Origin of the sequence: Nostoc sp. 2RC (assembly GCF_014222165.1) — a bacterium.
Taxonomy (GTDB): Bacteria; Cyanobacteriota; Cyanobacteriia; order Cyanobacteriales; family Nostocaceae; genus Nostoc; species Nostoc linckia.
On sequence record NZ_JACKZU010000010.1, the window covers coordinates 1 to 12808 of the forward strand.

Sequence of the window (12808 nt, forward strand, 5' to 3'; positions counted from 1 at the left end):
AGGGAGATAAGGGGGACAAGGGGGACAAGGGGGACAAGGGAGACAAGGGATAATAACTCTTAACTACTAACTCCTAACTCCTAACTCCTAATTCAACACTTTTAAAAGGGCAATTTATTGAATAAACCCAACGACCAGCTGATGAAAAATCCCAGGATGCTGACGACTGCTAGGATGGTTAGCATGTAACCTTGGGATTGTCCAGAAATGCTGTACTTTAAACTTTGTCCGCCAATAATTGTGGCAAACCCAACTAAATTAACTATACCGTCAACCAAATAGCGATCGCTCCAAGCAGAAATCTTAGATAGCACCGCTACTGCACTCACTACGGTGACTCGATAAACTCGGTCGATGTAAAAGTCATAACCCAACAAGTCTTGGAGAAATCTCCACGCCAAAATTCTCGATCTTGACCAAGCTTTGTGCAAATAAATTGTAGAACCTACACCTACTCCTAGTGCAGTAGAAGCAAACAAGGCTGACGCCACATACCAATTAATACTTTCCCAATCAGGTAGCAGATACCATTGCTGTAGCATCAGGGGTAGAAGTAAAGTCAACACTGTCAAAGTCACCATTGGCAATGCCATCGGCCAACCAACTTCCGGCGTACGACGGGTTTTTGGTTGCGGTTTACCCCAAAAGACTAATCTAAATACTCTAGTCAAGTTCAATGCTGTTAAGCCATTGACTATTAATAAAACTCCAATCACCCAAGGGCTAATAGTCACAAAACCGTCTGCCCATGCTAACATTGCCCAAAAGCTTCCTAATGGTAGGAGTGTCACCAGCCCTGCGGAACCGACGACGTAGGCAGTGGTAGTAGCTGGCATTCTTGACCATAAACCGCCCATTTCTGTCAAGTCTTGACTTTGGGTAGTTAAGATCACTGAACCAGAACTCATAAATAATAATGCTTTGGCGATGGCATGGGTTAAGAGCAACATCAAGGCGACACCACCTTGCTGCAAGCCAACTGCCAAAAACGCTAACCCCATGTATGCACTAGTGGAGTGAGATAAGGCTCGTTTAATGTCTATTTGAGCTATGGATACTAATGTTGCACCAATGGCCGTCACTGTGCCCATGATTACCAAAGCATTCAAAGCAACTGGCGATAGCGCTAACAATGGTTGTAGTTTAAATAGCAAATAAGCACCACCAGCTACTACCAAGGAATTTCGCATTACTGACGCCGGGTTCGGCCCTTCCATTGCCTCATCTAACCACAGGTGCAACGGGAACTGGGCGCATTTCCCAGCAGGCCCAGCTATTAACGCCAACCCCAATAATGTCGATGTCATTGGGCTTAAATTAGCCGTTTGCGCCCACTCATATAAATCAGAAAAGTTCAAACTGCCAGCTGAGGTGGAAAGGGTGACAACAGCCATCAACAGTAACAAGTCTCCCACCCGTTTGGTTAAAAACGCGTCTCGTGCCGCTGTCACTACTAACGGTTGAGCATACCAGAACCCCACCAGCAAATAAGTCGAAAGTGTCAACACTTCCAAAAGGGCATAGCTGAATAACAAAGAATCACTGATTGCTAAAGCACTCAGCGCTGCTTCAAAAAATCCCAGCAACGCAAAAAAACGTGCTAGCGACCAGTCTTTTTCCATGTAACCCAAGGCGTAAACTTGTGCCAGTAAGCTTAGGCCTGTAATTAAAACTGTTGCCCCAATACTCACTGGTGAGAGTTCTAAGGCAAAGGATAAGTCTAAATCCGCAGCTTTGAACCAGGTAACCAACAAATTTTGGGGTTCTCTATCCCAAATATCTTTAAATACAAACAAGCTATGGACGAAAGCCAAAATTGTCGTCAATAAGTTGAAGTATGCCGCAGGTCTTGGCCCTGTCCGTCGAATTATTCCCAACCCCCAGGGTAAGGTCAAAATTGCGCCGAATAAGCTATATAAAGGCACAAACCAACTCGTTAAAAATAAAAATTGACTCATTTAAATTTCCCTTGACGACTCAGCCTTAATTTTAAAAAAGCTTTCGGACAACTATTTAATTTGATTAAATTAATTTGCTAAAACCTCTACATTTGTTTACTATTGTTTAAACGAAAACCTCGGAGTATTTTTGCTTAATTTTACCTTATTAAAGTTGATTAATATATAACTTTATATAAGCAAAAGCATTTACTTGCCTTAACATCATCCATCTTTTTACATTTGATTTCTACTTTGGTCAAAGTAATTTATTGAATATATTTGAAAAATTTATATGTTTTTTACTTAGTCATTGTACATGTAACAAAAGTTAGGGAAATATAGAGACAGCAAAAGGTACAGCGTCTGCTAGTCTTTTCCCACATCGGATTAGCCTTGGCTATGAATCTCGTTTTGTATATGTAATAAAGAAATTATAAAGCATAAGTGGCTGCTCTAGGAATCAGTAAACTTTAATTGCTTCTGGAGACAGATAAATTTTTGTTAAGTTTTTTAAAACTTTTTTATCATAAACTATTATAGTGATTTATATTGCCAGGGACGCCAAGCTTTCCTATGCTTAATTTGGAAGTGTTTTCTTAGCTCATTAAGATCAAGCTCTCCCCGTCAAAAATTTCAAATAACAGTACTGATTGGATTAATTTTGTAGGAGTTCTGCGATGCCAATTGCAGTTGGAATGATTGAAACGAAGGGCTTTCCAGCAGTCGTGGAAGCTGCGGATGCGATGGTGAAAGCAGCCCGTGTCACTTTAGTAGGGTACGAGAAAATTGGTAGCGCTCGTGTCACCGTGATTGTTAGGGGAGATGTATCGGAAGTTCAAGCTTCCGTAGCTGCTGGCGTGGAAGCGGCGAGAAGAGTTAATGGTGGTGAAGTTTTATCCACACATATAATTGCTCGTCCTCACGAAAACCTAGAATATGTCTTGCCGATACGTTATACAGAGGCTGTGGAACAATTCCGTACCTAAAAGGTGTTTAACAAAGTAATTAGCACTTTTGTTGTTTTTTCGATCATCATCTGAGTGTGTCCAAAGCTAAAACTTTAAATAGGAATTAAAACTAATGTCGATCGCAGTAGGAATGGTTGAAACGCTAGGCTTTCCGGCGGTAGTGGAAGCTGCTGATGCGATGGTGAAGGCAGCCCGCGTCACCCTGGTGGGTTATGAAAAAATCGGTAGTGGTAGGGTAACAGTAATTGTGCGGGGAGACGTATCAGAAGTTCAAGCTTCTGTAGCCGCAGGAGTTGAATCTGTGAAGCGAGTTAACGGCGGACAGGTACTTTCTACTCATATCATTGCACGTCCTCACGAAAACTTAGAATATGTCCTGCCAATTCGTTATACAGAAGATGTAGAGCAATTCCGGGAAAATGTCAATGCAATTCGTCCTTTTGGTAGAAGACCATAATTTGTAATGCAAGTTGCCAAAGTTCGCGGCACAGTAGTTAGCACGCAAAAAGACCCAAGTCTTAGAGGTGTGAAACTACTGTTGTTACAATTGGTGGATGAAGAGGGAAACATCTTGCCACAGTATGAAGTAGCGGCAGATACTGTGGGAGCAGGAATAGATGAGTGGGTACTTGTCACTCGTGGCAGTGCCGCTCGTCAAATCGATGGCAATGGACAGCGTCCATTAGATGCAGCAGTGGTGGCGATTATAGACACCATTCACGTTGCAGATCGCCTAATTTACAGCAAAAAAGATCAATATAGATAGTCAACGGTTAGAGAAGTTAAGAGTGAGCAGTGAGCAGTGAGAAGTGAGAAGTGAGAAGTTAGGAGTGAGGAGTGAGGAGTTAGGAGTAAGAAGTTAGGAGTTAGGAGTTAAAACCTATAACTCATAACTCATAACTCATAACTCATAACCCATAATTCATAACTCATAACTCATAACTCATAACTCATAACTCATAACTCATAACTCATAACTCATAACTTAATTCAGGAGGAATCTCGCGATGGTAGTCCGCAGCACGGCGGCCCCCCCAACCCCGTGGTCAAGGAATTTAGCCGAACCCGACATCCATGAAACTGCCTTCGTACACAAATTTTCCAATTTGATTGGTGATGTACGCATAGGTGCAAACGTAATCGTTGCTCCGGGGACTACGATTAGAGCGGATGAAGGCACACCTTTTTATCTTGGTGAAAACACAAATGTCCAAGATGGAGTTGTGATTCATGGATTAGAGCAAGGTCGAGTAGTTGGCGATGACCAAGACAAATACTCGGTGTGGATAGGCAAAAATGCTTGCATTACCCACATGGCTCTCATTCATGGGCCAGCTTATGTTGGAGACAATTCTTTCATTGGCTTTCGCTCTACAGTGTTTAATGCCAGGGTAGGTGCAGGTTGCATCGTGATGATGCACGCTTTGATTCAAGACGTAGAAATTCCGCCGGGTAAGTATATACCTTCAGGAGCGATAATTACCACCCAACAGCAAGCCGATCGCTTGCCAGACGTGCAAGACCGGGATAAGGAATTCGCTCATCATGTGGTTGGGATTAATCAGGCACTACGAGCTGGTTATCTCTGTGCTGAGGACGTAAAATGTATTGCGCCGATTCGGGACGAAATGGCTAAATCTTATACAGGTAATGGTATTACTGTTTTAGAGTTGGAAAGGAGTAATGACGTGGGAAGTAATAGCTTGGGTGCAGAAACCATAGAGCAATTGCGCTATTTATTACAGCAAGGCTATAAGATTGGCACGGAGCATGTAGACCAAAGACGGTTCCGCACAGGATCTTGGACTAGTTGCCAGCCCATCGAACCGAGATCTTTAGGTGAAGCGATCGCTTCTTTAGAAAGTTGTCTGAGAGACCACACAGGCGAATACGTGCGGCTGTTTGGCATTGATAAAGGTAGACGCCGGGTATTAGAAACCATTATCCAACGTCCTGATGGTGAAGCCAAACCTACCACCACCTTTAAAGCTCCTGCTAGTTCTGGCAATGGCAGCTACAGCAGCAATCACAACAGCAATGGTAACGGCTCTGGCAGTGGCAAAATTAACAGTGAAACAGCAGAGCAAATCCGACAACTGTTGGCTGGTGGTTATAAAATCGGTACCGAACACGTAGATGAGCGCCGTTTCCGCACTGGTTCTTGGAGTAGTTGCAAGCCAATTGAAGCAACTTCCACAAATGCAGTGATTTCCGCAGTGGAAGAATGTATAGATAACCACCAGGGCGAATATGTGCGTTTAATTGGTATTGACACCAAGGCCAAGCGGCGCGTGCTAGAAAGTATCATTCAACGTCCTAACGGTCAAGTGGCTTCCTCTGGTAGCCAGAAATCTTCATTCACCAGCAGTGGCGGCTCTTCGACAACCACAACAGCTACCAGTACTCGTTTAGATTCTGAAGTAGTAGACCAGCTCAAACAATTGTTAGCTGGAGGCTATAAAATTAGCATCGAACACGTAGACCAAAGACGTTTCCGCACAGGCTCTTGGACTAGTACGGGTCAAATTCAAGCCTCTTCACAAAGAGAAGCGATCGCAGCGGTAGAAGGACTCCTTGGCGAATTCCCAGGAGAATATGTACGGTTGATTGGTATTGACCCTAAAGCCAAGCGCCGGGTACTAGAAACGATTATTCAACGACCTTAAGCAGTTAGGAGTTAGGAGTTAGGAGTTAGGAGTTAGAAGTTAGAAGTTAGGAATTGAAACAGATTGTTAATTCATAGCTCTGAACTTAAAATTTATAACTCCTCACTTTTAACTAACTCCTCACTCTTCACTTCTTAACTCTCTAATTTCTTCTGCCTTCCGAGGTTAAATTTCCATGTCTGTGCCGCCACTGCGCCTCAGCAACAACTTTGAATCTTATATTAGTGGTGAGGTGACTGTTCATCCAAGCGCGGTACTCGCACCTGGGGTAATACTCCAAGCAGCTGGAAATAGCAAAATCATCATTGGCCCAGGAGTCTGTATTGGCATGGGGTCGATTCTCCAAGTTCATGAAGGAACCCTAGAGGTGGAAGCCGGGGCAAATCTGGGAGCCGGGTTTTTGATGGTTGGCAATGGCAAAATTGGAGCAAATGCTTGCATTGGTTCAGCAACAACAGTTTTCAATTCTTCAGTTGAACCCGGACAAGTAATTCCACCAGGTTCGATTTTGGGAGACACCAGTCGGCAAATTAGTCAAACAAAACAACTTAGTCCATCCCCAGATAATCCACCTGCTACAAGCGCAGAAAACAACAACAATAATGGCTTGGGGGAAGGCGAAGAAAAGTTAATTTCCTCAACTAACTTCTCCGCTTCGGCTTTTGTAGAATTAAAAGGGCGATCGCTTTCTTTCTTTAAATCTTCCGCTAGTGCTGAAAGTCAGTCTCCACCACCACCACCCAAACCTGTTAATGAAGCGGAACCTAATTTAGAACCAGCAGCCCCAGAAGAACCAACTCAACCAACCACAGAATCCCCCAATAGCTTCGGGACTCAAATTTATGGGCAAGGCAGTATAAACAGACTGTTGACCACTTTGTTTCCCCATAGACAATCCTTGAGCAACCCAAACTCTGACGATTAGTCCGAGTAAGTGTTAATTGTAAGTTGTCGGCTTTTTCCGTATCTTGGAAAATTCACATGGAAACATTTAATCAACAGTCTATGAATACTATGCGTTCATCGGGTCAATTTGACGACCTTAAGGATACTGCCTTGGGCTTAGTTTCTACCCTTAGCTTCCCGGCGATCGTTGGCACGGCGGATATGATGCTCAAATCAGCTGGAGTTCACCTCGTTGGCTATGAAAAGATTGGTAGCGGTCATTGCACCGCCATCGTTCGGGGTGGAATTGCTGATGTCCGCCTTGCTGTAGAATCAGGCGTTCAAACTGCCGAACAATTTGGCCAGTTGGTTTCTAGTTTGGTGATTCCTCGACCTTATCCCAATTTAGATATTGTGCTTCCCATCACAGCTCGTTTCACTAAATTGATGGAGGAAGGTAGTCACAGCCGTTTGAGTAATCAGGCAATTGGTTTGGTAGAAACGCGGGGATTTCCAGCAATGGTGGGCGCTTGTGATGCCATGCTCAAAGCTGCTGATGTGCATCTAGCAGCTTATGAAAAAATAGGTGCGGGGTTGTGTACCGCGATTATTCGTGGTTCGGTAGCCAATGTTGCTGTAGCAGTGGAAGCAGGAATGTTTGAGGCAGAACGCATTGGGGAATTAAATGCTGTGATGGTGATTCCTCGTCCCCTAGACGAAATGGAACAAACTTTACCGTTAGCAAGTTGTTGGATAGAACGAAGTCAACCCTTAAACTTGCCTGTAAATATTAAAGAGCAAGTAGCGGAAATCGAAATGTTAAGATTACCAGATTTAACGAAGTTACCAACAAAAATTGCAGAAGAAGTATGGAATGATGAATGATGAATGATAAAGTGTGAAAAATTCACATTCATTATTCAACATTCATCGTCTGCTAGAAGGCATCTTACGCTTTTCTTATTGTTCTGATAATAGCTTCTTCAATCCATAAGTCAAATATTTTTCTACTAATAGCGATAATAGAGTTTTATCTATAATTAATAAAACTCATCAGTTTCTATAACCATCGCTACATCATTGACCGCTGTTCAGTAATACTAGATATATATCTATGAATCGCTATTTACAGGAGAACTACCCTTGAATCAAGCGACGCTGCACCAATTAAAAGTCTTCGAGGCAGCGGCACGGCACAGTAGCTTTACTCGTGCTGCTGAGGAATTATTTCTCACCCAACCTACCGTTTCCATGCAGATTAAGCAATTGACAAAATCGGTAGGGTTACCATTATTTGAGCAGGTAGGTAAGCGGTTATATTTGACGGAGGCAGGAAGAGAATTATATGCCACTTGTCGGCAAATTTTTGATAATATAGCCCAGTTTGAAATGAAAGTGGCAGATTTAAAAGGGCTAAAACAAGGACAACTAAAGTTGGCAGTGATTACAACAGCGAAATATTTTATACCACGTTTGTTAGGGAAGTTTTGCGAACTTTATCCAGGTATTGATATCTCATTACAAGTGACGAATCACGAACAAATTTTAGAACGGATGTCTCAAAATCTGGATGATTTATATATTATGAGTCAAATTCCAGAGAATATGGATATAACTTGCCAACCATTTTTAGAAAATCCTTTAATAGTTTTTGCCCCAATAAATCATCCTTTATCCCATGAGAAAAATATTCCCATACACCGCCTAGCTGAAGAACCTTTTATTATGCGGGAACCAGGTTCCGGAACCCGTCGTGCTGTGCAAAGCTTATTTGACGAACAAGCTGTGAAGGTAAAAGTTAAGTTGGAATTAGGAAGTAACGAAGCAATTAAACAAGCGATCGTCGGTGGTTTAGGAATTTCTGTTTTATCTCGTCATACTTTACTATTGGACGCTTCACAGTTCAGCATTTTAGATGTCCAACATTTCCCCATTCACCGAAATTGGTACATGGTTTACCCATCTGGGAAACAGCTATCTATTGTTGCTCGTGCTTATTATGATTATTTACTAGCTGCGGCCAAAAATATCGTAGAGCAAAACGCTACTTATATTTATAGTGCAGTTGAAGCAGGTAACAGATAAATATTTATTGGGCATTGGGGAGTGGTAACTGTTGACTGTTGACTCTATTCCCCATCTCCCACGATCGATTTTTAATTTTCAATTCCCCAAGGGGTTGACGCTCAGGCCAGGAAACATTAAAAATTAACCAGCGAACCATTCAAAATGGGGGAAAACTAGCGGTGGTTAACCCGGAAATACAGTCTTGGCGCAAAACAGTACGAAGTGAGATTGTTGCTGTTACAGTCTACGCTGATAGAGCATTGGTGACAAGGCGGGGTGTAGTTTCTTTAACAGGAATAGAACGGGAATTAGTAATTACCCCAGTGCCAGTGACTCTAGAATCTGAGTCTGTAAGGGTTAGCGGTAATGGTACGGTGGGAGTGCGGTTGCTGGGAGTGAGTAGCGATCGCATTTACACTACTGAACCTGTGGCAGAACGTGTAGCACATTTGACTAGGCAAATTCAGCAACTAGAAGCCGAAAAACGCCACCTGCAAGCCCAAATTGATGCTTTGGCATTGCAATCTAGGTTTATCGAAGGCTTACGGGAAAAAACAGAAGAACCTTTTTCCCAGAGTTTGTCGCGGAAAAATCTCAGTCTGAGCGAAACTTTGGATTTTCTCAACTTTCTTGGCAGCCAGTATAGTGAATATGCCATTGGTTCTGGAGAATGCAAAGCCCAACAGCAGGAATTAGACAAACAACTGCAAGCACTCTATACCTCATTGCAAACAATCCAAACACCGCATCCCAAGGAAAGTTTGAGCTTAGTTGTAGCAGTTGAAGTTGCTGGTGAAGGCGAATTTGAACTGGAAGTATCATACTTGGTGAATCGCGCCAGTTGGACTCCATTATATGACTTGCGCTTTAGCACTACGAGCGATATTGTGCATTTGAGTTACTTGGCAGAAATTACTCAAAGCAGCGGCGAAGATTGGATTGGTGCAAGTCTCACTCTTTCTACTGCAAAACCCGGATTGGGTACACTTCCACCCAAACTTCAACCTTGGTATATTGATAGTCTACGTCCACAAATAGCACGACAACGATTTGCCGCACATCCACCACTACTGCCCAGCATACCACCTCCACCTGCCGCAGCCAGAGCCGATATACAAGAAGAAGAAGAAGTTACAGAGGATAGTTTCATAGCAGCAGAAAGTGTTACAGCAGAAGTATCGAAAGAAGGAAGTGTAGTTACTTTTAAATTAAATGGTGGCGGTAATATTCCCAGTGATGGCGCACCACATAAAACAACAATATTTAATGATGACTATCCTTGTAAATTTGATTATGCAGCAATGCCGCGCTTGGTAAGTTTTGCTTATCTGCAAGCGAATGTGAAAAATAGTCCCAGCGGTGCGACTTTGTTACCAGGCAAAGCAAATATTTTTCGCAACAATGTTTTTATTGGTACTACTAGATTAGATAATATTGCACCAGGTCAAGAATTTAAACTTAATTTAGGAATTGATGAAGGTTTAAAAATTGAACGCGATTTAGTTGAACGTCTGGTAGATAAAAAATTAATTGGCAACCAGCGGCGGATTAATTATAGCTATCGGTTGATAATTACTAACTTACTTGATAAAGCAGCAAGTTTGCAAGTAACTGAACAATTACCTGTTAGCCGCAACGAACAAATTAAAGTACGTTTGATTCGTTCTAACCCGCAAATTCAACTTGGGGAAATGGGTGTTTTAGAATGGCAATTAACTCTTGCACCACAAGAGCGGCGAGAGATATATTACCAGTTTAATGTTGAACATCCACCAGAGTTAACGGTGGTTGGGTTGGATATTTAGAACAAAGCTATATGGGGTTATGAGGTCATCTACGAAAAGTTTTGAAGAAGAATTCAGAATTCAGAATTCAGAATACAGAATCAATACGCTCGAAGACTCGTTCTAAGTGTACCTTTGCTCTTAAGCCAGTTACGCGTAGCGTCTCTAAGAGTTGCCATACCGCAGGCTTTAGGCTGCGCTATCCGCCAGTCGTACAAAATATCAGATTGAATTCTGACGATTGACATCATGTCCGCCTAATCACTTATCAAAAAAATTCCCCGCGTCTCCGCGTCAGTCTTAATAATAAGTCTTCAACCGGACATGATATGACGTATGTATTCTGTTTGATAATAACTAATAGCTAAACTAACTTTTTGCGAAAGTAATTATGATTACTTTCCCACTTTTTTATTCATCCCCACTTGATTATCAACTAGAATTAAAAGTTAAAAACCCCTGTATTTTTAATCAGGGGATGTAGAACCATACAGCAATTAAAATGCCGTAAAAATGCTAAGATATTGATTAATGTAAATGCTGAAAGCTAGGGATCTTCAGGAAAAACCCATTTTGGCGGTTCCGTCATTTTTCTCCGCAGACGTTCTTCAGCCATTTCCAACATTTTGTCTAAAGAAGTCTCTTCAACAAATTTGGCAGCTGCTTCTCTAAACTCAATATTAGGGCATTTATCCCCTAAAACGCAGCCGTTAACACAGGCTACAGCGCAGTTAATTTTTTGCTCCACAGTGAATTCCTCTCTCTAAAAGTTATGAGTTATAATTTCAACTCTTAACTTCTTAATTTTCAAACATTAGCTTCCAAATAAATTTTACCTTGGCTGTTGCCATCCCAATGGTCTAAATACTTACCATTTAGAAAGTTAGGAGTTAAGAGTTATAAGTGAGGAGTTAGGAGTTAGGAGTTATGAGTTATGATTTTTACTCCTAACTCCTGAGTTTACTTCCTCACTCCTAACTCCTGACTTTACTCCTCACTCCTAACTCCTAACTCCTCACTTTAAATCAAAAGCCCTGATGTCCCAACTCTTTGCCACTATTGGAACTATAGCCGCCATCGCCACTGCTGTTGTCCCCCAACAAGGTAGTGTGGGGATTGTGCGGGTATCTGGTGACCAAGCAATGTCCATCGCCCAAACTCTGTTTCACACACCAGGGCAACAAGTTTGGCAAACTCACCGAATTCTCTACGGTTATATCCGCCATCCCCAAACGCAACAATTGGTGGATGAAGCTTTGTTGTTAATTATGAGGGCACCCCGTTCTTACACTCGTGAAGATGTGGTGGAATTTCATTGCCACGGGGGAATTATGGCAGTGCAGCAGGTGTTACAACTGTGTTTGGAAAATGGTGCAAGGTTGGCTCAACCGGGAGAATTTACCCTCCGCGCCTTTTTGAATGGGCGATTGGATTTAACTCAAGCTGAAGGTATTGCTGATTTGGTGGGAGCAAAATCGCCCCAAGCTGCCCAAACTGCCTTAGCTGGTTTGCAAGGAAAATTAGCTCATCCAATCCGGCAGTTACGCGCTAACTGTTTGGATATTTTGGCAGAAATCGAAGCTCGAATTGATTTTGAGGAAGATCTTCCTCCGCTGGATGATAAAGGAATAATATCAGAAATTGAGAAAATTGCCGCAGAAATTTCTCAGTTGCTGGCAACCAAAGACAAAGGTGAATTATTACGCACTGGGTTAAAAGTGGCAATTGTCGGGCGTCCGAATGTGGGTAAATCGAGTTTATTGAATGCTTGGAGCCAGAGCGATCGCGCCATTGTCACAGATTTACCCGGTACGACCCGCGATGTGGTGGAATCCCAGTTAGTTGTGGGGGGAATTCCCGTGCAGGTGCTTGATACTGCGGGAATTCGGGAAACAACAGACCAAGTAGAAAAAATAGGCGTGGAGCGATCGCGCCGTGCGGCAAATGCAGCCGATTTAGTTTTGCTCACCATTGACGCTTCAGCAGGTTGGACTCAAGACGATGAAGAAATTTACCAACAAGTGCAACACCGTCCGTTAATTTTAGTGATTAATAAAATTGATTTAGTACAAGAAAGTCAAAGTAAAAATCTTCAGTCTCAAATACCAGATGGCAAATCTCAAATTTTTACCTCAGCTGCTCAAAATCAAGGTATTGATGCTTTAGAAACAGCAATTTTACAAATAGTTAAAGCTGAAAAAGTCCAAGCTGCCGATATGGATTTAGCTATTAACCAAAGGCAAGCAGCAGCCTTAACCCAAGCCAAAATTTCCTTGCAACAGGTACAAGCAACTATTGAACAACAGTTACCTTTTGATTTTTGGACAATTGATTTACGCGGTGCAATTCAAGCACTAGGAGAAATTACTGGAGAAGAAATTACAGAATCAGTTTTAGATAGGATTTTTAGTAGATTTTGCATTGGTAAATAAAATTAAAATATGTTGAAAAAATTAAAATGTATAATTGATTTAATGTATCATATTTATAATTATATT

The 12808-nt window shown here is 42.1% G+C and carries 11 protein-coding genes; 9 read left to right on the forward strand and 2 right to left on the reverse strand.

Translation table 11 applies throughout. The features are described from left to right. Positions 1-101 precede the first annotated feature (101 nt). Complete coding sequence (locus tag GNE10_RS02560) at positions 102-1958, reverse strand: NAD(P)H-quinone oxidoreductase subunit F (protein ID WP_185563520.1); 1857 nt, start codon at positions 1956-1958, stop codon at positions 102-104. Between the two features lie 659 nt (positions 1959-2617). Here GNE10_RS02560 and GNE10_RS02565 point away from each other — a divergent pair. The 8 genes from GNE10_RS02565 (at position 2618) to GNE10_RS02600 (ending at position 10331) form a co-directional block, all read left to right on the forward strand. Beyond that, complete coding sequence (locus GNE10_RS02565; RefSeq protein WP_015209255.1) at positions 2618-2926, forward strand: carbon dioxide-concentrating mechanism protein CcmK; 309 nt, start codon at positions 2618-2620, stop codon at positions 2924-2926. A gap of 94 nt (positions 2927-3020) precedes the next feature. Continuing rightward, positions 3021-3365 (forward strand): carbon dioxide-concentrating mechanism protein CcmK, encoded by a 345-nt coding sequence (locus GNE10_RS02570; protein ID WP_010995041.1) that lies wholly within the window; start codon positions 3021-3023, stop codon positions 3363-3365. 6 nt (positions 3366-3371) lie between these two features. Beyond that, complete coding sequence (locus GNE10_RS02575; protein ID WP_099067047.1) at positions 3372-3674, forward strand: EutN/CcmL family microcompartment protein; 303 nt, start codon at positions 3372-3374, stop codon at positions 3672-3674. A gap of 241 nt (positions 3675-3915) precedes the next feature. Then, a complete protein-coding gene (locus tag GNE10_RS02580; RefSeq protein WP_185563521.1) occupies positions 3916-5574 on the forward strand; it encodes a ribulose bisphosphate carboxylase small subunit in 1659 nt (552 codons plus the stop codon). A 175-nt stretch (positions 5575-5749) separates the two neighbouring features. Further along, positions 5750-6499: a transferase gene (locus GNE10_RS02585; protein WP_185563522.1), complete on the forward strand. Its 750-nt coding sequence runs from the start codon at positions 5750-5752 to the stop codon at positions 6497-6499. 56 nt (positions 6500-6555) lie between these two features. Continuing rightward, entirely contained in the window at positions 6556-7344 is a 789-nt protein-coding gene (locus GNE10_RS02590; RefSeq protein ID WP_099067044.1) for a BMC domain-containing protein, read from the forward strand. A gap of 258 nt (positions 7345-7602) precedes the next feature. Further along, positions 7603-8544, forward strand: coding sequence for a LysR family transcriptional regulator (locus GNE10_RS02595; protein ID WP_099067043.1), 942 nt, complete (start codon positions 7603-7605; stop codon positions 8542-8544). A 161-nt stretch (positions 8545-8705) separates the two neighbouring features. Continuing rightward, on the forward strand, positions 8706-10331 hold the full coding sequence (locus GNE10_RS02600; protein ID WP_185563523.1) for a mucoidy inhibitor MuiA family protein: 1626 nt from the start codon (positions 8706-8708) through the stop codon (positions 10329-10331). A gap of 526 nt (positions 10332-10857) precedes the next feature. On the opposite strand, the gene GNE10_RS02605 is transcribed toward GNE10_RS02600, so the two are convergent. After that, positions 10858-11058 (reverse strand): hypothetical protein, encoded by a 201-nt coding sequence (locus GNE10_RS02605; protein WP_185563524.1) that lies wholly within the window; start codon positions 11056-11058, stop codon positions 10858-10860. A 289-nt stretch (positions 11059-11347) separates the two neighbouring features. On the opposite strand from GNE10_RS02605, the gene mnmE reads away from it, so the two are divergent. Beyond that, complete coding sequence (gene mnmE, locus GNE10_RS02610; RefSeq protein ID WP_185563525.1) at positions 11348-12742, forward strand: tRNA uridine-5-carboxymethylaminomethyl(34) synthesis GTPase MnmE; 1395 nt, start codon at positions 11348-11350, stop codon at positions 12740-12742. Positions 12743-12808: the final 66 nt, after the last annotated feature.